Origin of the sequence: Chryseobacterium defluvii (assembly GCF_014204415.1) — a bacterium.
In the GTDB taxonomy this organism is placed as follows: domain Bacteria; phylum Bacteroidota; class Bacteroidia; order Flavobacteriales; family Weeksellaceae; genus Chryseobacterium; species Chryseobacterium defluvii_A.
Map to the genome: position 1 here is coordinate 1,803,190 of NZ_JACHLE010000001.1, position 25,063 is coordinate 1,828,252.

The window sequence follows — 25,063 nt, forward strand, 5'->3', positions numbered from 1 at the left end:
ATCCTTCATTAAAATCTATAATTTCACTTTTGTTATGCTGAGCACGGACTAAATGTCTTCGAACGCCGTTTACGAAGCATCCGAATATCCTAAACCAAATTTACGATCCTTCCCTCTTTGGCACTTTCCAACGCCGCATCAATGATCTTCATATTCTGCATAACCTCCATTCCCGGAGACGGCAGCGGATATCCGAAAACAATATATTCATAGATCTGCTGATAATAGTCCATATAATTTCCCGGCTCACTTAAAGTCAAAATCCTTTCCGTTTCTGTATTTTCATTGATAAAATTGAGGATTCCGTCTGCATCCTTGAGAGGAAGTGCCCAGTCTTTGCCATACAACGGCAGTGCTCCGGCAACAAGCTCAGCCTCCTGATTATCCGACCTTTCCTGTAAAAAACTCCCCTTATTCCCGTGTATGGTATAAGCGTAATGCGCTTCTTTGCTGAAAACCGAAGATTTCAATCTTACTCTCAGATTGTCTTTGTAAAACAAAAGAATTTCAAAATAGTCATTGGCAAATTCGTTTCCTTTCATTGAAAATACATCTGCGAAGAGTTTTTCAGGAAAACCAAAAAACCGTACAGCCTGATCCACCAAATGGGCTCCCAGGTCATGAAGTGATCCCGAACCTGCCTGCTGTGGATTTTCCTTATGCTGCTTTCCACCGGGTTCTGTACGGAACCTGTCAAAACGGATCTCTGTTTCCTTGATGGTTCCCAAAATCCCCTCATTAAGAACCTTTTCAACCTGTAGAAAATCGCGGTCGAATCTCCTGTTTTGATAGACACTAAGAAAGAGCCCCTTTTCTTCTGCCAGTTCTACCAATTCTTCAGCCTCCTGAACATTGACCGTAAAGGGTTTTTCAACAATTACATTCTTTCCGGTCTCAAGTGCCATTTTAGCATATTCGAAATGAGTCTGAACAGGAGTATTCACAACTACAACTTCAATATCGGCATTTTGAAGCATCTCTTCTACTGAACGGTAAATTTTAGCATCCGGATATTTCTCCCGGGATTCTTCTTTGCTTCTCTCGGTTACTGCCGACAGAAAGAAGCCGGGATGCTCTTTCAGAAAAGGAGCATGAAAAACTTTACCACTCATCCCAAACGCACAAAGTCCTACTTTTACCAATTGCATATGCTGTATTTTAAGACAAATATATCTATAAAATTTTCATTACCCTTCCCTATAGTTCTAATAAATACTATCCTTAATTATAAATATGACAAAAATCAGAGTATTTATTTTTAATTATTCTAAATAATATAAAATGAATACCTACTTTTGCGCCATTATTTAAATCCACTCTAAATAAAAGTATAATGAAAAGACAAATCATTTCCCTAGGATTTTTAATGGTTTCCATATCTCTAAGTGCACAACTGAAGCACACCGAATCAGATACCATTAGAATACAGACTATAGAGGACGTTAACCTTTACAAAACAGGAAATCCCAACAAGGCCAGGCTATCCTCTGCCAAGTCCAACCTTACGGTAATGGAAACCCCGCAACCGGTTGCCATTGTTACTCATGAGATCATTGAACAGCAGCAGGCAAAGCAGTTGAGTGATGTTTTACAAAACGTGAACGGGATATACGTTACTTCTTCAAGAGGAAATTCACAGGACAGTTTCGGGGGCCGTGGTTTTATTTTAGGGAATGATAATATTTTCAAGAACGGAGCCAGAATAAACAGCGGAGTATTCCCTGAAGTGAGCGGTTTGGAAAGAGTTGAAGTATTAAAAGGGGCTAATGCAATGCTTTATGGAAATACGGCTGCCGGCGGTGTGATCAATATGATCACTAAAAAACCGAAATTTAATTTTGGTGGAAGCATCGGGTTAAATGGCGGAAGCTGGAATTCATATAAGCCTACGGTAGATATTTACGGACCTCTTTCTAAAAATGTAGCTTTCAGGGTTAACGGAACGTATGAATATGCCGAAAGCTTCAGGGATGTGGTACAGTCTGAAAAGTATTATTTCAATCCGTCTTTCCTGTTTAACTTAGGAGAAAAGTCTCAATTGATCGTAGAAGCTGATTATCTTAAAAATGATTTTACTCCGGATTTCGGGATCGGTTCTGTAACCAATCCTGATGGCAGCTATATACTGAATAAGAATTTCTTACCCAGAAATGCCTTTGTAGGTACTGACTGGCAATTTCAAAATGTAGAGCAGTTGTCTACTAATATTACTTTTAATCACCAGTTCAGTGAGAGATGGATTTTAAATGCCGTGGCATCTTATCAGAACTATACCCGTGACTATTTTTCCACTGAAAGGGTACAATGGAGTTATGACAATAATAACCGGCTAAACTGGAAAAGACCACTCAACAGAACTTACAATGAACAAAATTATACTTCATTACAGGTGAATCTGAATGGAGACTTCAATACCGGAAAAATCAATCATAAGGTCTTATTTGGTGCTGATGCGGATTACGGGCTGGCTGATGCCTATACTTATTACGATCCTACTATATCCGATCCTAAAAAAGCCACCTATGGAACCTCTTATCTTTATGGAACCAATGGGAACAGCAATGGCATTCTTTATCTTGATGATCCGTCAACCTGGGCCAGTGGAGCCATACCGCAATCTGCAAGACTTGAACGCACCAGAATTCCAACCCGAAGAATTGGGGTATATGCACAGGATTTTTTAAGCCTGACCAAAGAATTTAAGGTTATAGCAGGTTTAAGATGGTCTTATATAGAAAACAGGGAAACTGAAAAGGTAAACTTCAGGGGCGACAATATAGTTCTGCCAACCAATACAGCCACTTCAGATGTTGCTCTGTCTCCTAAAGTGGGTATCATCTATATGCCAAATGATAATTTATCCGTTTTTGCTACTTATACGAACTCTTTCGCAACAAATACGGGTTATACTTCTGATGGAATCGGAACCCTGGATACATCAGGAACCGGTGCACAGGTTCTAAACAGGGTGAATAATTTACCAAAAGAAGGGATCAGACCAACTACTATTGATCAGTATGAGATCGGGGCTAAGAAAAACTTATGGAATAATGCTTTAGCCGTTAACCTTTCTTTATATCAGATCTTGTATAATAACTATTATCAGACTTACTGGTATCAGGATGCCAGCGGAGTGATCCAGACCCCGGACGCCAATCTGAAAGAATTTGCCGGAAAAATGAGAAGCCGGGGTGTGGAATTGGATATTACAGGTAATCCTAATGAAAATATTTCCATCATTGCAGGAGTTTCCTACAATAATTCTGTTTATTTAGATACCCCGGAAAAAGGGTATATTGAAAAGCAAAGACTGGTAAGAACTCCGGCAACGACAGCCAATGCCTCTGTCTTCTATACATTCACGAATTATATCAAAGGCCTGAAAGTGGGCGCAGGAGTATACTATATAGGTGACAGGATCGCCGGCTGGAATGATACAAAATCTACCAATACCAGCAGAAAAGGAGTAAGCAGGATGTTTGAGCTGGAGGATTACACTACCGTTTCGCTTTCTCTTGGATATGAATGGAAGAAATTCTCAATTCAGGGAAGAGTGGGTAACCTGCTCGATGTTGTTAACTACAACGTGCATGAAAACTATTCGGTAAATCCTATTACCCCTAGAAATTATTATTTCACACTGACCTATAAACTTTAAAAACCTCTCTAATAATAATTTTTCTATAAAGTGGAAATTGCTTTTTTAGCAGTTTCCACTTTTGAAATTTAAACCGAACTACTGATATGGATAAAATAAAAGACACCCGAAGCTTTATGAGAATCACCCATCGGTATCTGGGATATTTCCTTGCAGGAATTATGGCCGTATATGCGGTAAGCGGTGTTTTACTCATCTACAGGGATACGGATTTCTTAAAAAAGGAGAAAAAATACGACAAGATTGTTGACAAAAAACTCTCTGAAAAGGAACTGGGCAAAGAATTAAAAATAAAAGGTCTTGAAGTGGAGAAAACAGAAGGCAATATGCTGCACTTTAAGCAGGGGGTTTACAATTCAGCTACAGGAGAAGCAAAATATACAAAAAAAGAGCTCCCTTTCGTTCTGGACAAGATGACTAAGCTACATAAATCTCAATCCAAAGAGCCTCTGTCTCCTTTAAATGCTTTTTTTGGAGTATCTCTGTTTTTTTTCGTGATTTCAAGCTTTTGGATGTTCAATCCTAAAACCAAAGCTTTCAAACGTGGAATGATATTTACTATTGCCGGGCTGGTGATTTCAATTATATTATTGTTCATCTAAGCACCCCAATACTATTAAATACAATGCAAAAATAATCGAATATCTTTCATTGAGCATTCCGCCCGTCCTGATCAAAATTCACCTAACAATGAATATTCTGGCACATTTATTGTTTTTTACCTGCTTTACAGATGATAAACATTCAAAATTAAAATTATAAATTATGAAAAAACTAATTTTATCAGGACTAATGGCAGTCACAGCATTAGCTTCAACAATGAATGCCCAGATTCAAAAAGGCAACTGGCTGGTAGGAAGCAGCCTGGTGACCAGTAATTTTGGATTAAACACAGGCGGCGGTTATAATATTGCCTTACAGCCAAAAGGCGCTTACTTTATTAAGGATAATGTAGCTGTCGGAGGATATGTAAACTTAGGGATCAGCAAAGTGACCAATGGAAGCCCTACAAGATTTGATTATGCTGTAGGCGGTTTAGGACGTTATTATCTATCTCCGGGAGAAAAAGGAGTGGATAATTTACTAAATCACGGCAGATGGTTCTTTGAAGGAAACGTGGGTATAGGAGGTTCTTCAGTGGAAAACGGGAACTCTACCACAGGTTTGGACTTTGGTGCAGGCCCAGGGTATTCATACTTCATCACACCTAACATCGGACTTGAAGGACTTGTAAAATACAATGGTGTTACCGGATTTGGCAACGAGGGCCTAACCTCTACTCTTACATTCAATGTAGGTTTCAGTATTTATTTACCGACTTCAAAAGCTAAACAGGTGATCAGCGAAGTAAAATAAAATCACTTACACTTCATATAGATTGAAAGCGCCCCGAAATATTTCGGGGCGCTTTCCGTACAAATTAAAACTAAACTATAAAAAATCAAATAAATCACGTATTGGGCTGAGGGGTATATCTCAGATAGGGCTTGATCTCTGAAACACCTTTTGGAAATATTTTCCTTGCGTCTTCCGTAGATATTGCGGGTGGTATGATTACATCTTCCCCATATTTCCAGTTAACAGGAGTGGCCACTTTATATGAATCTACCAACTGTAATGAATCCAAAACCCGAAGGATCTCGTCAAAATTCCTTCCGGTTGAAGCCGGATAAGTAATGATCAATCTTACTTTTTTCTCAGGATCTATGATCAGCAGTGAACGGACGGTGGCCGTTGCTGAAGCATTCGGATGAATAAAATCATACAGTTCCGAGATCTTTCTGTCTTTATCTGCAATAATGGGAAACTGCACATTCGTACCCTGAGTTTCATTGATATCTTTTATCCAGTTTTGGTGGTCTTCTACTTCATCCACACTCAGTGCAATTACTTTTGTATCTCTTTTATCAAATTCGGATTTCAGTTTTGAGGTCAGCCCTAATTCGGTGGTACACACCGGAGTATAATCTGCAGGATGTGAGAACAAAATCCCCCAGGAATCTCCCAGGTAACTGTAAAAATCTATATCCCCCGCAGTGGAAACTGCCTGAAAGTTGGGTGCCGTATCTCCTAGTTTTATTGACATTGTATTATCCTTTTATTAGTCTACAAATTTAGTAGACTTTTTGAAACTGGCAAAATTTTTGTAGAAAATTTTATATATTTAACCTAAAATAAAAGAAGTTGATGCAGAAAAATGGTTTAAACTATATTGATCTTGTCTATAAAGTTTTGGAAAACTGGTATGTAAAATTTGCGGAACTTACCCCAAAATTAATTGTAGGGGTCTTGGTTTTCTCTTTCTTCCTTATAACGAGTAAATATCTAAGCCAGGTTGCAGTAAAGTTATTTCACAATCTCTTTCCTAAAAGCAAACAGAGTGAGTCTGTAGTTACTTTAATTTCTATATTCAGGTTCCTGATCATGCTGATGGGAACGTTCATTGCTCTGGAAATTATGGGTTTCAGCGGCTTCCTTTGGAAATTTATCGGAAGTCTGGGAGTTGCCGGGGTTATTGCCGGGGTGGCATTAAAGGATCTTGTATCCAGCATATTTTCAGGAATGCTTATCGGCATCGACAAAGCTTTCAAAGTGGGAGATTATGTCACCATAGGCTCAAATTCCGGAACCGTACAGGAAATTGGCTTTCTTACGACAAAAATAATTACTGATGACGGGAAAAAGGTGTATATCCCCAATCAGGTTATTTTCAGTGCCCCTTTTTCCAATATTACAGCTTCACCTCAAAGAAGAATTATTTTAAATTTTGAAATTCCTGCAGATCAGGATATCAATAAGGCTCAAAAGGGAATTCTGGAAGAGATCAAGAAAATGGAAAATACTGACAGGCCGGACGCCATAGAAGTATTGCTTACGGATCTGAAACAGGGGGCTTTCAATATCCAGGTGAAATTCTGGATCACCATCGGAGGTAACATGACTCATATAAAAAGCGACGCCTTTATGAAGATTAAACAAAGGCTTGATAATGACGGCATTCAGCTTGAAACCCCAACCAGCATAAGCATCACCAACGAGGAGAACAATACAGCCGGTAATCAGGATAAATAAAACAAACCCACTTCCATAAGTGGGTTTTTATTGTAGTTATTTTTTATCCTTAGTTTTTAGATCAACATTCTCTTTTTCCTTTGGAATGGCAGCAACAGAATCGTCTTCTATTTTCATTTCTCCCAATACATAATCATGATTTGGAGGATTAGATGTATCTGTTTCCGAAACTACCACTCCAGTTGTTGTATAGCAACTTTCATCCTTAGGTTTTGAACAACCTGTCAAAAATAAAATGAAAGAGAATATTGCTAAAGGAATCCCGGAGCTTTGAAATCCAGATGGAACATACTTGAAGAACTTGTTTTTCAATTGCTCAGATTGATCCTTTTTCCTGTTTAACTGATGATTATAAAATCTTCCACAGATATTTTCACTTTGCTTTTCTTCAATGATCTCTTGAATTTCCTGAGGTTGTTTTTGAGTGAAATCAATAACACATTTATTACAAACGGAACAAAATCTCCCCTTTTCCCGAGGAGACATCAGTTCCCAGTTTTCAGAGCAGGGATTTGGGATGCACAGGTTTCTCATATTATTTAAGAATAAATTTAACCTCAAAAGTTTTTATAGCACTTTAGTTTATATAAGCTACTTATTAAATGTGCAATGAAGAGCGCATAAGTCTTTGAAAATCTTTATTGTCTTTCCATGTGATCTTGATTTTTTCAACCTATTAAGCTTTAAAATAACTTATGTGTTTAAAGTGTCTGAAATAAAAACTTTTGTCATTTTTGTGGTTAAAAAGAAAAAACCGTTCCAAAAATGAAACGGTTTTAAATTTTATATGAAAATCTTAGTCTTAAGCTAAAACTTCTTTTACTTTGTTGGCTGCCTCTTCTAAAGTAATTGCAGAGTGAACCGGAAGGCCGGACTCATCAATTAACTTCTTAGCTTCAACAGCATTGGTTCCCTGTAGTCTTACGATCAACGGAACCGGAAGGCTGCCCATAGCTTTGTAAGCATCCACAACTCCCTGAGCCACTCTGTCGCATCTTACGATACCTCCGAAAATGTTGATCAGGATCGCTTTTACGTTCGGATCTCTTAAAATGATCCCGAAAGCAGTTTGTACTCTCTGGGCATCTGCTGTACCTCCCACATCAAGGAAGTTAGCAGGATTACCACCGGATAATTTGATGATATCCATGGTTGCCATTGCAAGACCGGCTCCGTTCACCATACAGGCAACATTTCCGTCCAGTTTCACGAAGTTAAGGCCTGCTTCACCTGCTTCCACATCCATCGGGTCTTCTTCTCTCGTATCTCTAAGTTCAGCTAAATCCTTGTGACGGAATAAAGAGTTGTCATCTAAAGTTACTTTAGCGTCTACCGCGATAATTTTGTTATCAGAAGTTTTCAATACCGGGTTGATCTCAAATAAAGAAGCATCAATTCCTGTATAAGCGTTATATAGACTCGTGATGAATTTTGTAAATTCTTTGAAAGCATTTCCTTCAAGACCTAGGTTGAAAGCAATTTTTCTAGCTTGGAAACCCTGTAATCCCAAAGCAGGATCAATGATCTCTTTGTGGATCAAATGAGGAGTAACTTCAGCCACATGCTCAATATCCATTCCACCTTCTGTAGAATATACTACTGTATTTTTACCTTCGGCTCTATCTAAAAGAATAGACACATAGAATTCTTTAGTTTCAGATTCTCCCGGATAATATACATCCTCAGCAACCAAAACAGAGTGTACTTTTTTACCTTCAGCAGAAGTTTGCGGAGTGATCAGCTGCATTCCGATGATGTTTTGTGCATTTTCTTTAAGTTTATCCATATTTGGAGAAAACTTTACACCACCACCTTTACCACGTCCACCTGCATGGATCTGTGCTTTTACTACCCAGCCCTGAGCTCCGGTTTCAGCAGTCAGTTTTTCAGCAGCTGCTACGGCTTCGTCTACATTATTCGCTACGAAACCACGTTGTATGGCTACTCCGTACTTTGATAAAATCTCTTTTGATTGATACTCGTGAAGATTCATATTATTTTTATTATTTTATTTTAAAATTTAAAGGTTGACAAATTTACTAAAAAGACGCGGAAGTTCAAGTTTATTGACTTAAAAATTAAAAGGGCCTTTCTATTTTTAAAAACATTTTTTTCAAACCATTAAGATTGCTGAAGATTTTAAGTTCGATTTAGCAAATATCGAAAACATTCAAAGCTTCATTTAACTTCGCGTATGAACATAATTTTTAATGGATTAAAGACCTTATACGGTTTATACCTACAATTTATTCTTGGCAAAATAAAGGATAAGCATTCCCCAGCTTAAGATCATCAGTAGTCCACCAAGCGGTGTAATCGGGCCCAGGAATTTCAGGTTCACTCCCCAGTAATCCTGGAAGCTCAGGAAATAGATACTTACGGAAAACAAAATGGTTCCTATGATCATCAGCCAGGAGATCCATTTTTCGGAGCCCGTTTCAAATCTCAGGATATATCCCGCGATGAGAAGAAAGAATGCGGCGTACATCTGATACCTCACACCTGTTTCAAAGCTTTCCAGCTTTTCCACGGATAATATTTTTTTAAACGCATGCGCACCGAAGGCTCCAAGAATTACGGATAATAAACCGTAAACAGCCCCCAAAATTAAAGTAATTGTTTTCATTTTATTCAAATTTCATTTTTAATGGCAATGCAAACCGGCTTAAGACATTTTCGCCTTTGTATTGTGCCGGAGGATATTTCTTTTTCATTGCATACAATGACAAAATTGATACTAAATTAAATTCCTGATCATTCCCTTTAGCCTGTATCTTTTTTAGAGATCCGTCCGTATCCAGAATAAAGGTTAATTTCGCTTCCAACATATCATCTCTTTCTACAAAATATGAAGTATCAAAAAAATTTGAAAAATCTTTTCTCATGAGTGCAATATTTTCTATATCAACATACATGTCTTTCTCTTCATCTTTGGTTAATTTGATGATATCATAGTTCTTATACCTCGGATCTTTCTGCAATTTCTGTACATTCACTGTAGAATCTTTAGGAGAAATGGGAAATTTCCTTCCAATAATCGGAGTTTCTTTTTCTACATTTTCCAGAAGATTTTCTAAATTCTCTATTTTAGTTTTCTGAAAAACCTGTCTTTTTGATTCGAATTGAGCAAAATCTTGATTGTATTTTTCATTGAGATTTAAATTCTCCCTGTATTTTCTCTTATCATATTTTTTTAAGAATTTATCATGATATACTTGGCAGCTATCATCATATTTACTGTAAATCTGATTTATTTCCTTTTTGATATTGATCTTATCTGTTTGAGCATAACCGCTTGCACTAAATATAATAGCAATAAGGAGTAAAAATATTTTTTTCATCAATTGGTCTTTGTTATCTTATTTATTTCTCAACCTGTTAAATTCATTTATAACCTCGTGATGGCTCACCGTTTTATCCTTAAAATAACTGACAAAATATTGCTTCTCCTCTTCCGTAGCTCTCATTTGGTTCAGAATATTCAGCAAGTGCATTTTCATATGGCCTTTCTGAATACCTGTTGTTACCAAAGAACGTAAGGCGGCAAAGTTCTGAGCTAGTCCGGAAACCGCCAGAATGCTCATCAGTTCCTGAGCAGAAGGTTTCCCAAGCAAAGCCAGAGAAAATTTTACCAGTGGATGCAGATTAGTTAAACCGCCTACAACCCCTACAGAGATCGGAAGATCAATCCAGAATCTGAAAATGCCGTTATCCGTTGTACAATGAGTTAAAGATCTGTATTGCCCATCCTTTGCAGCATACGCATGGGCACAGGCTTCCGTAGCCCTGAAATCATTACCGGTAGCGATCACCACGGCATCTACTCCGTTCATCACTCCTTTGTTATGGGTAGTGGCGCGGAAAGGTTCAATCTCTGCGATATTCACTGCCTGCCTGAACTTCCAGGCAAATTCTTCGGGAGAAATTCCGCTGTCGTCCTTCAGATCCTCCATATTGCAAGAAACTTCAGCTCTTACGATACAATCCGGGGTAAAATTGGAAAGGATATTCATCACGATCTGCAAAGATTCTTTCTCTTCATGCGTAAAGTCTTCATCTGCTGCCACCTCTTCTCTCAGCGTCCTTCCGAATTGCTCAAGACATGAGTTGATAAAATTAGCCCCCATGGAATCTACCGTATCAAAACTTGCTTTAAGCTGATAATAATGAGGCATTTCAGCCGTCTTATCGATCAGCCTGATATTCAGGATGCCCCCGCCACGCTTTCTCATGTTGGCCGTAATATCCTCCGTAGCCTCAAATAATTTTTTCTTCAGTTTAAAATTAAAGAAATGCTGAAGCTTGTGGGATTCCACATTGAATATAAAATGGGTATGGCCTAATTTTTTAGTATTGATAATGGTGGTTTTAAACCCTCCTTTATCGATCCAGAATTTTGCTGCTTTAGAAGCTGCTGCGACAACAGAACTTTCTTCTACAGCCATGGGAAGTGCCAGTAATTTTCCGTCGATCAGAAAATTCGGGGCAATCCCGTACGGCATATAAAAATTGGAAATCGTATTTTCAGAAAACTCTTCATGAAGTTTCTGAAGTTCAGCATTGTCATTCCAGTATTGTTTTAATATATTTTGATATTCCTGATCTCCTTCAAGATATTCATTAACGAGCCAGTCGATTTTTCCCTGTTTGGTAAGTTTGGAAAAACCTTCAATTGGTTGATGATTCATATGGATATGTTTATTTTTTATATATCATATGCAATCGCAAATTCGCAATTTCATAGTATAACTTTAATGAACCGTAAATATAATGATTTTGAAGCGTTATTCTGTTGATAACTTTCTTTAAAAAAAGTGATTTTTCTCAATTTTTGAAATTATTTTTGGATTAAAATCCGAATAAAACATTTATGAGAAAAATATTTTACAGCTTACTTGTTTTAGCAATTATTTCAGGCTGTAATAAAGCTAAAAACTCCGCCCGCTTTTTACCGAAACCTGATCAATATGAACATTCAATTACAGAAAATGTTTTAAAGATCAACAAAGATAAAAATACGGTCAAGGAAAGATTTTCCGCTCCTGAAGGTTATGAATGGATCGAAGAAAAGCCGGATTCTTTCGGATATTTTATTGAGAATTTCAAATTAAAACCTTACGGAAGCAGGATTTTAAAATATGACACAACCCCGATTTCTACACAGACTCTTCATGAAGCCGTTTTTGATATTGATACCGGAAATAAAGATCTGCAGCAATGTGCAGATGCCGTTATCCGTCTAAGAGCCGAATATTTGTATAAAACTAAAAAGTATGATGAGATCGGCTTTCATTTTACCAGTGGAGACCTGGTCAGGTGGAATGATTATAAGAATGGAATCAGGGCTTTTGTTACCGGTAATTCTGTAAGTCTAAGAAAAGCTGCAGATTTTGAGGATTCTTACCGGAATTTCAGGAATTATTTAGACCTGATCTTCAATTATGCAGGAACCATTTCGCTGAATAAAGAAACAAAACCGGTCACTAAAAATACGGACTTAAAAACCGGGGATATCCTGATTACTCCCGGAAGTCCCGGACATGTCGTTTTTATTGCCGGGGTATGTAAAGATAAAGAAGGTAAAAGGTTGTTCCTGTTAGGAGAAGGGTTTACACCGGCCCAATCAATTCACATTATTTCTAATCCCTTTGAGCCGGGCATTACTCCCTGGTATAGTTTGGATGTGGGCGATATTGAAACAAAAACCGCACGATACATTTTTCAGCCTACCAATTTTAGACGTTTTTAATCATTGATATTCAAAACTATTATAAAGTTCTGCCGTTATCTGAACTTGTTTTTGTAAATTTGTGTTCGAAATTTTTATTAGATGAAAGAAAGTGCTGTAAAGAAAATTGCAGTTTTTACTTCAGGGGGGGATGCTCCGGGTATGAATGCAGCATTAAGAGCGGTAGTGAGAACCGCAAATTACTATAAAATAGAATGTTACGGAGTAAGAGAGGGATATAACGGCCTTATTCATGATGATTTCCTGAAAATGGGCCCCCGTTCCGTAAAAAATATAATCAATCAGGGCGGAACTATTCTGAAATCTGCCAGATCCATGGAATTCAAAACCAAAGAAGGACGTCAGAAAGCATATGATAACTGTGTAAAGCACGGAATCGATGCTTTGGTTTGCATCGGCGGAGACGGAACTTTTACGGGAGCAAAAATCTTTAATGAGGAATACGGCATCAGGGTAATTGGTGTTCCGGGAACTATTGACAATGATATTTTCGGTACTGATAATACTATTGGCTATGATACGGCCTTAAATACCGCTATGGAAGCTATTGACAAGATCCGTGACACGGCAACTTCCCACAACAGGGTTTTCTTTGTTGAAGTAATGGGGCGTGACGCAGGATTCATTGCTTTAAACAGCGGACTCGCAACCGGAGCCCTGGATATTCTGATCCCTGAAAAAAAAGACAGTATGTCTGACCTGTTCGCCAATTTCAGAAAAGCGGAAAAAACAGGAAAAGCTTCAAGTGTGGTAGTAGTAGCAGAAGGAGAAAAACTTGGGAATATATATGATCTTGCCAAAGAAACCAAGGCAGAATTTCCGGAGTACGACATCCGTGTGGCCATTTTAGGACACATTCAGAGAGGTGGCTCTCCAAGCTGTGCAGACAGGGTGCTGGCAAGCAGGCTGGGTTATGGAGCCGTAATAGGACTGATGGAAGGAAAAACCAATGTAATGGCGGGAATGCGTTCCAACGCCTTGGTATATACCCCAATTGAAGAAGCCATTAAAAAACATAACGAGATCAATAAAGACCTTTTACTGATTTCAGAAATTTTAGCAATCTAAATTTATTTTTTATAAACAAAAACAAACTATTATGTCAACAATTAAAGTAGGTATCAACGGGTTTGGTAGAATCGGACGTCTTGTTTTCAGAGCAATGACTGAAAGAGATAACATTGAAGTTGTAGGGATCAATGACCTGATCAATGCAGAATACATGGCTTACATGTTAAAATATGATTCTGTACACGGTATTTTCCCGGGTGAGGTATCTGTAGAAGGTAACGACCTTGTGGTAAACGGTAAAAAGATCAGAGTAACTGCTGAGAAAGACCCCAACAATCTGAAGTGGAATGAAGTAGGTGCCGAGTACATCGTAGAATCTACAGGTCTATTTTTAGATAAGGAAAGTGCTGCAGGACACCTGAATGCCGGTGCCAAAAAAGTAATTCTTTCTGCTCCTTCTAAAGATGATACTCCTATGTTTGTTATGGGAGTAAACCACACAGAACTTACAGATGATATCAAGATTTTGTCAAATGCGTCTTGTACTACGAACTGTTTAGCTCCTTTAGCTAAAGTTATTCATGATAACTTCGGGATCGTTGAAGGTTTAATGACAACCGTTCACGCCACTACAGCTACTCAAAAAACGGTAGACGGTCCTTCAATGAAAGACTGGAGAGGAGGAAGAGCAGCCCTGAACAATATCATCCCTTCTTCTACAGGTGCTGCTAAAGCAGTAGGAAAAGTAATTCCTTCATTAAACGGAAAGTTGACTGGTATGTCTTTCAGAGTACCTACAGTGGATGTTTCCGTAGTTGACCTTACGGTAAGATTAGAGAAAGCTACTTCTTACGAAGAGATCTGTGCTGCCCTTAAAAAGGCTTCTGAAGGAGAATTGAAAGGTATTTTAGGGTATACTGAAGATGCTGTGGTTTCTCAGGATTTCGTAGGAGATAAGAGAACTTCTATTTTCGACAAAGATGCGGGGATCATGCTTTCTCCTAACTTTGTAAAACTTGTTTCATGGTATGACAATGAAATGGGATACTCTAATAAGTTAGCTGATATGCTTGTGCATGCTGCTTCTTTATAATAAGCAACAAACAATTAACAGAATAATAAAACCTTCCGGGAATTCCGGAAGGTTTTTTACATCTCCCTTAAAAAAGTAAAAAAATGCCTCCCAAAGTTTGAGAGGCTTTCAGTTTATCATTTCAAACAGCTAATAAAAAATTATAAACTTATTCTATTTCCTTTCTAATAATTAGAATAACATTTTGCTTTTTGAGCCTATTTCTATAAAACAGCTATTCATGTAAAAATAAATTTCATAAATTGAGTTTTCACAGTTATTAGCTACTACAAATTTTGGAATTTTATTAAAATAAAAAAATCGCCCTTTTGTAGTATTTTCTCAGGAAATTTTAATTATTTTTAGTTCAAAACTAAATCCGATGGGAAATTCAGAGAAAAAGCATCCTCTAATTGAAGTTTGGAATTCATACCCCGGTATGACGAAGGAAGACAGAGAAATATTGAATAAACCTCCTATTGAACGCATTATCGGTGAGATGTTCGCCATCGGGAAATTCTATTATTATGCATTGAACCTTACCAATAGTACCCTCTCCCACCATCATGAGAATATCCTGAAACTTCATGGACTGAAAAAATACCCGGAAAATTTAAAAGAAGTTATTGATCTCACTCATCCTGATGATATCGGTTTTGTAATGAAAGCCGAGCAGATCGTTATTGAAAAAATGCTGGAAATAGGTCTGTCTCATCAATTATATCTGAAATCCAGCTATTGCTTCAGAATGAAAACAGCCAACGGTAATTATGAATTATTTCATCATCAGGCTATTCCTACCATGGAAGATGAAAACGGGCATCTGATACAATCCATCAACATCCATACAAATATCCATCATATTACCAAAGAAAACCCTTATACCGTCCTGGTTTCCGGAATAGGCCCCAGAAATGATTTCCACCAGGTAAAACTGGATAATTGCTTACCTGCTCACCCTCTTCCTGAAGGCCTTACCAAAAGAGAAACCGAAATCTTATCCCATATAGCCAAAGGCTATTCCGGAGCAGAGATCGCCCAGCTGCTGATCGTGTCTGAGCATACTATTCGCACCCATCGGAAAAATATTCTGCGGAAAACCAATTCAAGGAACAGCAAAGAACTTTTGAAAAAAGCTTTTGAATGGGGGCTTATTTAAATCCAAACTGATAAATCTCACCAGCAGATTCCGGCCTAAAACTTGTAATTTTATCCTCCATGGAACATATAACTCTACAGCCACGGTTTAAAGATTCACCTCATTTTAAAAATTTTTGGGAAAAAGGTAACGGAAAACAGCTTATCGAACTTTCCGGAGCAGAAGTCAGCTTTGATAATTTTGAGAAATTTGCCCATTACTATGATCACATAGATAATGCCGGTGATGAAGTGGTAAAAGAGGTTTATTTTACTAAAAAATTCCATGAAGCTTCAAAAGAGATCGAACACTACATCCGCAATGGAGTTACCGAGCAGGACAATGTTCCGGAAAGCATAAAAAAACTTTTCTTCCAAACACAAAGAAAACCTGAATGGCTGGACAAGGAACTGCTGAAAAACGGAGCTGAACTTTGCATGAGAAGCGGCCTGGATGCCCTGATTTCCTTAAGAGACTATTGCCTGATCGGAGGTTATGATTATGCTTACCTCAACAAACCGCTGATCGCAACGGAAGCTCTAAAAAAAGGAGCTGTAAAGCGTCTTTCTGAAACACTGGATTTTTGGGTAAACGCTACCCGGTATGATGCACTGGAGATTCATGCCAAAGGATATGAATTTGCCATTAAAACCCGCCTCATCCACTCCTACGCCAGGCTTTCCATTAAGAAACATTATAAAAACTGGGATTCTGAAAACTGGGGCGAACCTATTAATTCATGGGATATGATGGCCACTTATATAGGATTTAGCCTGGTTTTCCTTCATAGCCTGCTCAAACTGGGAAATACTTTCACAGTACAGGAAGAGCAGGGCGTTTTTCACCTTTGGAAGTATGTTGGGTATTTGTTAGGTATCCCCGAAGCTTTATTGTCCGATAACAAAAAACAGGCCACGGAATACTTTTATTTATGGACCTCTGTTCAGCCTCCATCGGATCAGGATTCTGTTTTACTGGCTCATTCCCTGCTGAATGAATCATTGGAAAACCCGATATTGAAATTTCAGTTCCAGAGAAAAAATTTACGCTATTTGCACATCTGCTGCACATGGTTCTTACTGGACGATGATGCCTGTAAAAGACTGCAGATTCCCGATGTCTCCAACAAAAACGGTTTTCCTAAAACCAAAAGGCTTTTCAATACAATATACAATACAATAGTAAGCCGGGAAGCCAGAATAAAGGCTGGAAATAAAAGGCACTTAAAGGTTCTGGAAGATTATTTGAACGTGACAAAAGGGTCTAATTTTCATTAAATTTCAAATTAATAATATTAGTTTTTGATATTTAATTTCCTTATTTTTGAGAAAATTATTTAACAGAGATGAGCAACATTGACGATAAGAAAAAAGCACTCGCACTGGTGCTTGACAAATTAGATAAAACCTACGGAAAAGGGACGGTAATGACTTTGGGAGATGATTCCGTAGACCATACCATTGAGGTTATTCCTTCCGGATCTTTAGGATTAGACATCGCATTAGGAGTTGGAGGATATCCGAGAGGAAGGATCATTGAAATTTATGGTCCTGAATCTTCAGGAAAAACAACTTTAACACTTCACGCGATTGCCGAAGCTCAAAAAGCAGGAGGAATTGCAGCATTCATTGATGCGGAACATGCTTTCGACAGAACCTATGCTTCAAAGCTTGGAATTGATCTGGAAAACCTGATCATCTCCCAGCCGGATAACGGGGAGCAGGCCCTGGAAATTGCCGATAACCTTATCCGTTCCGGAGCGATCGACATTGTGGTTATTGACTCCGTAGCGGCACTTACCCCGAAAGCTGAGATCGAAGGCGAAATGGGAGATTCCAAAATGGGCCTTCATGCAAGGCTGATGTCTCAGGCATTGAGAAAACTGACAGCTACAATCTCCAGAACAAAATGTACCGTGATCTTCATCAACCAGCTGAGAGAAAAGATTGGGGTAATGTTCGGAAACCCTGAAACAACTACCGGAGGTAATGCTCTAAAGTTCTACGCATCGGTAAGAATTGATATCAGAAAGGCAAGCGCACCGATCAAGCAGGGAGATGAAGCTATCGGAAGCCGCGTAAAAGTGAAAATTGTTAAAAACAAAGTAGCCCCGCCGTTCAAACAGGCTGAATTCGACATTATGTATGGAGAAGGGGTTTCCAAAACAGGGGAAATTCTTGATCAGGCTGTAGAATTAGGAATTGTGAAGAAAAGCGGTTCATGGTTCAGCTATGAAGATACGAAACTAGGCCAGGGACGTGATGCCGTAAAAGATGTTTTAAAAGACAATCCTGAACTTGCCGAAGAGCTTGAAAATAAAATTAAAGAGCATCTAAAAGGCTGATTAATTATAAAATAAATAACAATAAAGGCGGTCAGTTGACCGCCTTTATGTTATTGAACCATATTACAGAGTGCTACTCTATACTTTCGTTATCTTTTTTACGCCACTCCAGCATAGCATAAATGAGCAGCACAACCAGAAGTCCCATCTGGACAAAAAAGTATTTATCCTCTTTATCAAACGCCTGAATCACACCCAATATCAGTAAAAAAATATATAGTACCAGATCATTTTTCTTATTTCCCCTCCAGGCCAGAAAAGCAAAGACGGCAAGTGTGATAAAATAAATAATCTGGAAGATTAAATACGCCTGATCACCTTTAATAAATACCGGTGCGAGAAATAGTATCCCCAATAAGACAATATATATATAATTGAATTTCATAATTTAGATTTAAGGTGTTCCTCCGGCATGAACGCAATCATGATAATCTTCATCCGCATCCGAATTACAGGCGATCATTACCGCAGTAGCTGCCGCAGCTCCAATAACCGTACTGGCTCCAAAGGATACAAATCCGCTGACTGCTGCAAAGCTCATTGTAATGGCGTAATTCCTCATACATCTGTTAGATGCTTTTACATAATTGGCATGACAGTTGGCTTTTGACATTATTCCTGATTCTTCATGATACCCGATTTGAGAATCGATTTCAGCAGTGATGAGCCTTGCCCTGTCTTCTTCATTATACGAGGAATAGAAATCCTTATTGCTCTTTATAAATGCCTCCGTATGCAAGCTCAGTTCCTTATATAAGGAGACCAGCTCTTCTGCATGGGTCACATTGGCATTTCTGTAAAGCTGTTCCAATTCTTCGTTGGTTTTCACATTTCCTAAGCCAGCCTGGATCGCAGAATAATTAATATTCACTTCTTCATCCAGAAGGGTTTTGATTTCGGCATCAATAGCCAGCTGATTAGCTACAAACCCCTTTAATGTATGGGATTCGGAAGCTGATCTCCCAGCAGTTGAGCTGCTGTTAATTTCTGTTTTCATCATTTGTGGATCGCTCTGTGAAGATAATTCTTCATTAGTGCAAGACTGAAAGATCATGAACAGGGATACCCCTGCTATGAATAGTTTTTTTTTCATTTGTTTTGTTTTTTACGTGTTAACAATCCAAAACTATAAAAACTAATATTCCCTAAAGATAGAATTTTAATGCATATTTATTGTAATTTTCTTGTACACTAATTGTACAAATTGTACTTTTAACTGCACATTTAGTAAAAACGCAGACATGCAAAAAGAGAAACTACGCTCCATAAGAAAGAAGAAAGGATATACGCAGCAGCAAATTGCCGATGTGATTGCTACAGATGTATCCAATTATAGCAGAAAAGAAAGCGGCGACGTCAGGATCATTAAAGAGGAATGGGAAAAGATTGCTAATTTTCTGGAAATTCCCATGGAAGAAATATATGAGGATGAGGAGGCACAAATTGTTGTCAATAATGATCATCCTGTATTTAATGACAGTTCAGCATCGGGTGTCTATCAATACAACAATACTTCTATTCCTTTTTCCATTGTTGAAAACCTTCAGGAGTATATTTCTTTATTAAAAGAAGAAATAAAGGATCTTCAGGAGGAAATAAGATCCCTGAAAAGTAAGAAATAACCCTTATAACTCTTCCAAAGGATCCCAGAAAAGCTTTTTAAAATTTTTGATCCTGAAATTTTCAATCACAATCCCTTCTGCTTCCAGTTTCGGCCGAAATTCCGGAACTGATAAAGTCCCGGAGCCAGAAATCACACGGTGGGCGGGAACATCTTTCGGGCATCCGCCCATAGCCTTCCCTACATGACGGGAATGATTGGGATATCCTACCGCTTTTGCAATGGCACCATAAGTAGAAACACGGCCTTTCGGGATAAGCCTTGTCACTTCATATACCTGCTGTTTAAAAATTTCGTCCATACATCTAAGTTAGCTTTTTAGGGAGAGATATCAAAATGTTTTGCATCATTTTTGGACTCTGCTTTAACTACTTGCATCTTTCTCATTAAAATATAAAGTTATGAAAAAATCCTTCTTCCGCTTATTGAATACTATCAATAAAGCAGTGCTGCCAAAACTCAGCAATAAAGATCCTAATACATTAACCAAAATTCAGAAAGGGATCCTGGCTTACCGATATTTTGTCCTGATTAATTCTTTGGATTAGTCTATCGCTGATTTAGCAGATTACGCAGATTTTTAATTCTAACTAAAAAACGTCAGAAAATCTGGAACATCTATAAGTGAAGCATAGCTTTATTTTCATTTCTCATCATGTTTGATATAAAGAACATTTAAATTTTATAAATCTCCGAAAACCATCCGAAGTTCCATAAAAAAACGCCTCAGAATAACACTGAAGCGTTTGTATAATTCGCTAAACCTGCGATAAATTTATATTTTAAGCATTTTCCAAAATGTAAGAGAACATCAGTGGTGCACAGATCGTGGCATCACTCTCAACGATAAATTTCGGTGTAGTGATATCCAGCTTACCCCATGTGATCTTCTCATTCGGAACTGCCCCTGAATAGGATCCGTAAGAAGTCGTAGAATCCGAGATCTGGCAGAAATAAGACCAGAACGGGATATCATGCATTTCCATATCCTGATACAGCATCGGTACTACACAGATCGGGAAATCACCTGCAATACCCCCTCCGATCTGGAAAAAGCCCACTCCTTTCCCGGCACAGTTTTTAGTATACCAGTCTGCAAGATAGGTCATGTATTCAATTCCTGATTTCATGGTGGTTGCTTTCAGCTCTCCTTTGATGCAGTAAGAAGCAAAAATATTTCCCATAGTAGAATCTTCCCATCCCGGAACTACGATCGGAAGGTTTTTCTCCGCCGCAGCGATCATCCATGAGTTTTCTCTCGGAATCTCATAATATTGCTCCAAAACTCCGGAAAGGATCATTTTATACATATATTCATGCGGGAAGTATCTTTCACCCTTTGCTTCTGCGTCTTTCCAGATATCAACAATATGCTTCTGTAACCTTCTGAAGGCTTCTTCTTCAGGAATACAGGTATCAGTTACTCTGTTTAAACCTCTTTCTAAAAGATCCCATTCTTCCTGCGGAGTAAGATCTCTGTAATGAGGTACTCTTTCATAATGAGAATGCGCTACCAGATTCATAAGGTCCTCCTCCAGGTTGGCCCCTGTACAGGAAATAAAGTCTACTTTCCCCTGACGGATCATTTCAGCAAGAATTTTTCCAAGCTCTGCCGTTGACATTGCACCAGCCAGGGTGATCATCATTTTTCCGCCGTCTTTCAGGTGAGCAACATATCCTTTGGAAGCATCTACCAATGCTGCTGCATTAAAGTGCAGATAATATTTTTCTATGAATTCAGTAATCGGTTTATTCATTATTTTTTGATTTTTGCAAAGATAAAATTTAAAAACGGAATGTGGCAGCTGCTCCTAAAGAAACTCTGCTTAATCCCTCTTTTTCGTCTCCGAACTCTACAGTAGTCCCATTAAATTTCATTTCAGTAAGTGTCCCTGCCGTAAATCCTAATTTAGGCCCGATGAAAAAGTTTTTGGATACTGCATACTGATAAGCTATATTAGCTTCCATCCCTAAATTTGAGCCTGTTCCTTTTACCGTCCCTGTTTTTGTGGTATAAGTAATGACCCCTAATGCCAGATCATAAAACAGCTTATGCTTTGTTTCCTGATTAAAATTTGAATACATAAAAGCAGGTCCAAAGAAAGAAATATGATCTTTTGTGTTCACTGTTTCCGCCATCAGTTGCCCATTCAGATCCTGAACGGTAATTCTTCCGTCACTTGAGGCACTGTAATTGGAATATTTCAGACCAAGTCCGATATTGCTTTTCAGATGGTAATAAGCAGAGATATCAAAATTCACTCCGCTTTTTAATCCTTTGATATACTCTTTAGTCTCATTAGAGATCCCGGACGGTGTTTTAGCAGTTCTCCAGGCATATCCAACTGACGGAATGATTGAAAATTTCTGTTGTGCAGAAAATGTAATAGAAACAGCAAATGTTCCCAGAAATAATAGTTTTCTTATCATGGTTTAAAATTTTGGGCAAAAATAGCCATTTTATCTGAGAAGAGGATTAAAATTTGAAACGTCTGTTTTCCTTTTTTTCCGAGAGTTTCTTTTTGGTATCCAGCCTGTTCTGCTTCTGGGTTTTTGACGGTTGGGTAGCCAGCCTTTTCTTTGGAATAATCAGGGCTTTGTTTACGATATCCAGGATCTTTTCAATAGCCTTATTTTTATTCATCAGTTGTGTCCTGTTTTCGGAAACAGTCAGGAACAAAAAACCTTCGGCATTGATCCTGTTCTTTAATTTGTTCTGAATTAAATTTTTCTCATCTTCATTAAAAAATTCTGAGCCAGCAATATTCCACATTACAGTAACAGAGGTTTCCACTTTATTTACGTTTTGCCCTCCTGCCCCGCTGCTTCGGGAAGTTTTAAAGTTTAGTTCTTTTGAGAAGTTTTTCATTTTAATGAATTCAAAATTCTGTATCAATAAGGCCGAGCAATTCTCTTCTGCTCACTTTTCCGTTGGGAGTCCTCGGGATTCTTTCAATAAATAGAATTTCTTTTGGCTTATAAATTTTTTTTTCAAATGAGATTCCCGATATTTTTTCAATTATTTCCTCCGATCTCTCTCCTTCTATCACCAATATCAATTTCTGACCCAAAATCTCATCTTTTACCCCTAAAAACACAGCTTCATTCGGGATTTCCTTTTTTATTGAAGCTTCCAGCATTTCCGGGAATATTTTGACTCCCCCGGAATTGATTATATTGTCTATTCTCCCTAAAAATCTGAACCGGTTATCATTTTTAAGGTCAACTAAATCATTAGTCTGAAGGACATCGGCATTCACATCAGGGAAAAAAATTCTCAGACAGCCCCTTTCATCCTCAGATAAAGAGACATTCTTAAAGGCTGTGAAATCATCTTCCTGCCGGGGGGCCAACTGCTTTAATGCAATATGGGAAAGTGTTTCGGACATTCCATAAGTTTCATAAATGCACGTCGTCTGCCCTGAAATTCTTTTTTTCAGATTTTCCGATACTGCTGCACCACCAATAATGAGATTTCTGACCAGATGGATTTTATCCAATGAATTTTCTACCTGCAACGGGGTCATGGCACAGAAATCTATTTCCTCATCCAGATTTTCAAGTGGCTTTAAAGAAGGCTGTGCGATCATTAATCTTAATTTCCTCTCGATAGAGCGAACGATCATCATTTTTCCTGAAATATATTCTACGGGAAGACATAATAAGGCCGTATCTCCTTCTTTTAATCCCAGGAAATCACAGGTCATTATCGCAGAATTGATCATTCTTTTTTTCTCAATATCTAATATCTTCGGTGCTCCTGTGGAACCGGAAGTCTGAACCTTTACGCTGCCAGAATCCGAAAACCATTCTTCTAAAAATGTTTTGATTTTTTTTTCAAAATCTGTTTCAAATTCTAAATTATTAATATTGAGTTTATTGAAGTTTATAAGCATAATGAGCCTGAATAAAAAGTGGAGTAAATTTAAAAAAAAGTTTAAAAAGTTCTTGTAGATAAAGAAAAAAGCTTTAAATTTGCACCACTGAAACAAACAAAGACCCATGGTGTAGCGGTAACACTACTGATTTTGGTTCAGTCATCTGGGGTTCGAATCCCTGTGGGTCTACAAACCGTCCTTATTTAAGGATGGTTTTTTTATTTATATACACTTTCATCAGTTCTTATATGATAATAAACGGCAAAAGAAGATAAAAAAATAGGGCCTCTTACAATAAGAGGCCCTATCCATTAAAAACAGTACATCATTAATTAAGCTCGAACGCCGGGCCAGGATAGCCACAATGATCATAAGAATAGTTTACCGCATAAGCCAGATCCTGAATAAACTCCTGTGTCCCGTCTGCATGACTGGATGCAAAATAAACATTGACCTCACCACAAGGCGTATCGATTGTTACTGTCCACCACTGCTTTAATAAAGCAACCTTCTCTTTCTTCTGTTCATTTGGTTTTTCCTTTACTTCGGCAGAAACTTCTTTCTTTATTGTTGTGTCTTCTTTTGCGTCTGTTCCCTTAGCGAAAGAAAAGACTGACAAAGCTATAGCTCCTGCTACAAATAGTTTTTTCATGGTTTTTAAATTAAGTTGTATAAAATGTGTATATTTTTTAATTCTAGTCGAGGAAGACATTGATCTTCTTTATTTTCTCATCAATCTTCTTATTCAGATCATTCCCGTTCTGGTCCGTAACCTGAATATTATGATTGTTAAAACCGGTAGGGTCCTGCAAATAATGAGATCTCATCTTCAAAAACTGACCTTTTGATTTTAATTCAATAGCTCTTCCATAATCAATAGGTTCCATAACTGCATCTGATTTTTTGATATCAGTTGCATAAATCTCTATTGTTTTATTCTTATTGTAAACTTCAAGGATCAAGCCGGTAAGCCCTTTAAACCTAAACGGTCCATCCTGAATGGGTATGTCTCTCGCAAACCATGCGTAAAAGGTATCATGGGTATCAGTAATGGTTTTTGCTAACTGACATTTAAATCCTTTAATTTCTTTAGTTTCCTGCAATACTTCCCATTTCAGTTCAGGCTCTTCAAATTGATAGATATCTTTAGCAACAGGAAGACTGACAGATAATTTTTCTCTGATCTTATGAACACTTCCTCTTACTTTTGGAAATTTTGGCATCCCTGCTGTATTGCTGATGGTCCAGTTTTTCTTGTTACCTGTATTTTTATTTAATGCGTCATAAAAGTTTTTTGCATCTTTATTATAGTAAACAGACTCCTCCTTATTACAAAATAGGGTAAACTCCATCACGGCAGCATTTTTCCTGTTCGTACTATCCGATATCTGTTTCATTTCATAATTGATTTCCATTACAGCCTTTGCATTCTGAGCAGAAAACGAAATGAAACTGATGATAAAAATTAAAGTATAAATTAATTTTTGTTTCATATAATTTTACAATTAAACAAGGCGCCC

The 25,063-nt window shown here is 37.8% G+C and carries 28 protein-coding genes and 1 tRNA gene; 13 read left to right on the forward strand and 16 right to left on the reverse strand.

All coding sequences use genetic code 11. The annotated features are described in order from the left end of the window. Positions 1-89: 89 nt before the first annotated feature. Positions 90-1,148: a Gfo/Idh/MocA family oxidoreductase gene (locus tag HNP38_RS08245; RefSeq protein WP_184187353.1), complete on the reverse strand. Its 1,059-nt coding sequence runs from the start codon at positions 1,146-1,148 to the stop codon at positions 90-92. A gap of 185 nt (positions 1,149-1,333) precedes the next feature. Here HNP38_RS08245 and HNP38_RS08250 point away from each other — a divergent pair, with 185 nt between their 5' ends. The 3 genes from HNP38_RS08250 (at position 1,334) to HNP38_RS08260 (ending at position 5,014) form a co-directional block, all read left to right on the forward strand. After that, a complete protein-coding gene (locus HNP38_RS08250) occupies positions 1,334-3,658 on the forward strand; it encodes a TonB-dependent siderophore receptor (RefSeq protein WP_184187356.1) in 2,325 nt (774 codons plus the stop codon). A gap of 86 nt (positions 3,659-3,744) precedes the next feature. After that, positions 3,745-4,260, forward strand: coding sequence for a hypothetical protein (locus HNP38_RS08255; RefSeq protein ID WP_184187359.1), 516 nt, complete (start codon positions 3,745-3,747; stop codon positions 4,258-4,260). A gap of 163 nt (positions 4,261-4,423) precedes the next feature. Next, complete coding sequence (locus tag HNP38_RS08260) at positions 4,424-5,014, forward strand: hypothetical protein (RefSeq protein WP_184187362.1); 591 nt, start codon at positions 4,424-4,426, stop codon at positions 5,012-5,014. 94 nt (positions 5,015-5,108) lie between these two features. On the opposite strand, the gene HNP38_RS08265 is transcribed toward HNP38_RS08260, so the two are convergent. Further along, a complete protein-coding gene (locus HNP38_RS08265) occupies positions 5,109-5,744 on the reverse strand; it encodes a peroxiredoxin (protein ID WP_184187365.1) in 636 nt (211 codons plus the stop codon). A gap of 101 nt (positions 5,745-5,845) precedes the next feature. On the opposite strand from HNP38_RS08265, the gene HNP38_RS08270 reads away from it, so the two are divergent. Next, entirely contained in the window at positions 5,846-6,730 is an 885-nt protein-coding gene (locus HNP38_RS08270) for a mechanosensitive ion channel family protein (protein ID WP_184187368.1), read from the forward strand. 36 nt (positions 6,731-6,766) lie between these two features. Here the strand turns inward: HNP38_RS08270 and HNP38_RS08275 are convergent, their stop codons facing one another. From HNP38_RS08275 to HNP38_RS08295, 5 genes are all read right to left on the reverse strand, one after another. Beyond that, positions 6,767-7,264: a hypothetical protein gene (locus HNP38_RS08275; protein ID WP_184187371.1), complete on the reverse strand. Its 498-nt coding sequence runs from the start codon at positions 7,262-7,264 to the stop codon at positions 6,767-6,769. Positions 7,265-7,532: 268 nt separating this feature from the next. Beyond that, positions 7,533-8,723 carry an ADP-forming succinate--CoA ligase subunit beta gene (gene sucC / locus HNP38_RS08280; RefSeq protein ID WP_184187374.1) on the reverse strand — a complete coding sequence of 397 codons (1,191 nt, stop codon included), beginning with the start codon at positions 8,721-8,723 and terminating at the stop codon, positions 7,533-7,535. A 246-nt stretch (positions 8,724-8,969) separates the two neighbouring features. After that, positions 8,970-9,356 carry a DUF423 domain-containing protein gene (locus tag HNP38_RS08285; RefSeq protein ID WP_184187377.1) on the reverse strand — a complete coding sequence of 129 codons (387 nt, stop codon included), beginning with the start codon at positions 9,354-9,356 and terminating at the stop codon, positions 8,970-8,972. A gap of 1 nt (position 9,357) precedes the next feature. Beyond that, positions 9,358-10,071, reverse strand: a complete 714-nt coding sequence (locus HNP38_RS08290) for a hypothetical protein (RefSeq protein WP_184187380.1) — start codon at positions 10,069-10,071, stop codon at positions 9,358-9,360. 18 nt (positions 10,072-10,089) lie between these two features. Then, a complete protein-coding gene (locus tag HNP38_RS08295; RefSeq protein WP_184187384.1) occupies positions 10,090-11,418 on the reverse strand; it encodes a hydroxymethylglutaryl-CoA reductase, degradative in 1,329 nt (442 codons plus the stop codon). A gap of 182 nt (positions 11,419-11,600) precedes the next feature. Here HNP38_RS08295 and HNP38_RS08300 point away from each other — a divergent pair, with 182 nt between their 5' ends. The 6 genes from HNP38_RS08300 (at position 11,601) to recA (ending at position 18,044) form a co-directional block, all read left to right on the forward strand. Then, positions 11,601-12,479: a DUF4846 domain-containing protein gene (locus HNP38_RS08300; RefSeq protein WP_184187387.1), complete on the forward strand. Its 879-nt coding sequence runs from the start codon at positions 11,601-11,603 to the stop codon at positions 12,477-12,479. A gap of 81 nt (positions 12,480-12,560) precedes the next feature. After that, positions 12,561-13,547 (forward strand): 6-phosphofructokinase, encoded by a 987-nt coding sequence (gene pfkA, locus HNP38_RS08305; protein WP_184187390.1) that lies wholly within the window; start codon positions 12,561-12,563, stop codon positions 13,545-13,547. Between the two features lie 31 nt (positions 13,548-13,578). After that, on the forward strand, positions 13,579-14,583 hold the full coding sequence (gene gap / locus HNP38_RS08310; protein WP_184187408.1) for a type I glyceraldehyde-3-phosphate dehydrogenase: 1,005 nt from the start codon (positions 13,579-13,581) through the stop codon (positions 14,581-14,583). A 361-nt stretch (positions 14,584-14,944) separates the two neighbouring features. After that, the gene (locus HNP38_RS08315) at positions 14,945-15,721 is read left to right on the forward strand and encodes a response regulator transcription factor (protein ID WP_184187411.1); all 777 of its coding nucleotides are present in this window, start codon (positions 14,945-14,947) and stop codon (positions 15,719-15,721) included. Between the two features lie 59 nt (positions 15,722-15,780). Continuing rightward, positions 15,781-16,977, forward strand: a complete 1,197-nt coding sequence (locus HNP38_RS08320) for an oxygenase MpaB family protein (protein WP_194299334.1) — start codon at positions 15,781-15,783, stop codon at positions 16,975-16,977. A 68-nt stretch (positions 16,978-17,045) separates the two neighbouring features. Next, positions 17,046-18,044 carry a recombinase RecA gene (gene recA, locus HNP38_RS08325; RefSeq protein WP_184187414.1) on the forward strand — a complete coding sequence of 333 codons (999 nt, stop codon included), beginning with the start codon at positions 17,046-17,048 and terminating at the stop codon, positions 18,042-18,044. 73 nt (positions 18,045-18,117) lie between these two features. Here recA and HNP38_RS08330 read toward each other — a convergent pair whose 3' ends face one another. After that, the gene (locus tag HNP38_RS08330; protein WP_184187417.1) at positions 18,118-18,429 is read right to left on the reverse strand and encodes a hypothetical protein; all 312 of its coding nucleotides are present in this window, start codon (positions 18,427-18,429) and stop codon (positions 18,118-18,120) included. A 9-nt stretch (positions 18,430-18,438) separates the two neighbouring features. Continuing rightward, the gene (locus HNP38_RS08335; RefSeq protein WP_184187420.1) at positions 18,439-19,137 is read right to left on the reverse strand and encodes a hypothetical protein; all 699 of its coding nucleotides are present in this window, start codon (positions 19,135-19,137) and stop codon (positions 18,439-18,441) included. Positions 19,138-19,285: 148 nt separating this feature from the next. On the opposite strand from HNP38_RS08335, the gene HNP38_RS08340 reads away from it, so the two are divergent. After that, the gene (locus HNP38_RS08340; RefSeq protein ID WP_184187423.1) at positions 19,286-19,666 is read left to right on the forward strand and encodes a helix-turn-helix transcriptional regulator; all 381 of its coding nucleotides are present in this window, start codon (positions 19,286-19,288) and stop codon (positions 19,664-19,666) included. Between the two features lie 3 nt (positions 19,667-19,669). Here HNP38_RS08340 and HNP38_RS08345 read toward each other — a convergent pair whose 3' ends face one another. After that, positions 19,670-19,966: an MGMT family protein gene (locus HNP38_RS08345; RefSeq protein ID WP_184187426.1), complete on the reverse strand. Its 297-nt coding sequence runs from the start codon at positions 19,964-19,966 to the stop codon at positions 19,670-19,672. Positions 19,967-20,066: 100 nt separating this feature from the next. Between HNP38_RS08345 and HNP38_RS08350 the strand changes: the two genes are divergently transcribed. After that, entirely contained in the window at positions 20,067-20,213 is a 147-nt protein-coding gene (locus HNP38_RS08350) for a hypothetical protein (RefSeq protein WP_184187429.1), read from the forward strand. Positions 20,214-20,447: 234 nt separating this feature from the next. On the opposite strand, the gene HNP38_RS08355 is transcribed toward HNP38_RS08350, so the two are convergent. From HNP38_RS08355 to HNP38_RS08370, 4 genes are read right to left on the reverse strand one after another with little or no spacing between them, the layout of a single operon-like run. After that, on the reverse strand, positions 20,448-21,422 hold the full coding sequence (locus HNP38_RS08355; RefSeq protein ID WP_184187432.1) for a deoxyhypusine synthase family protein: 975 nt from the start codon (positions 21,420-21,422) through the stop codon (positions 20,448-20,450). Between the two features lie 28 nt (positions 21,423-21,450). Continuing rightward, complete coding sequence (locus HNP38_RS08360; RefSeq protein ID WP_184187435.1) at positions 21,451-22,095, reverse strand: hypothetical protein; 645 nt, start codon at positions 22,093-22,095, stop codon at positions 21,451-21,453. Between the two features lie 46 nt (positions 22,096-22,141). Next, positions 22,142-22,534, reverse strand: coding sequence for an alternative ribosome rescue aminoacyl-tRNA hydrolase ArfB (arfB, locus tag HNP38_RS08365; protein ID WP_184187438.1), 393 nt, complete (start codon positions 22,532-22,534; stop codon positions 22,142-22,144). 10 nt (positions 22,535-22,544) lie between these two features. Continuing rightward, on the reverse strand, positions 22,545-23,561 hold the full coding sequence (locus HNP38_RS08370; RefSeq protein WP_184187441.1) for an AMP-binding protein: 1,017 nt from the start codon (positions 23,559-23,561) through the stop codon (positions 22,545-22,547). A gap of 100 nt (positions 23,562-23,661) precedes the next feature. On the opposite strand from HNP38_RS08370, the gene HNP38_RS08375 reads away from it, so the two are divergent. Continuing rightward, positions 23,662-23,732 (forward strand) — tRNA-Gln (locus tag HNP38_RS08375). A gap of 139 nt (positions 23,733-23,871) precedes the next feature. On the opposite strand, the gene HNP38_RS08380 is transcribed toward HNP38_RS08375, so the two are convergent. After that, on the reverse strand, positions 23,872-24,195 hold the full coding sequence (locus HNP38_RS08380; protein ID WP_184187444.1) for a hypothetical protein: 324 nt from the start codon (positions 24,193-24,195) through the stop codon (positions 23,872-23,874). 43 nt (positions 24,196-24,238) lie between these two features. Then, positions 24,239-25,036 (reverse strand): GLPGLI family protein, encoded by a 798-nt coding sequence (locus tag HNP38_RS08385; RefSeq protein WP_184187447.1) that lies wholly within the window; start codon positions 25,034-25,036, stop codon positions 24,239-24,241. Positions 25,037-25,063 lie beyond the last annotated feature (27 nt).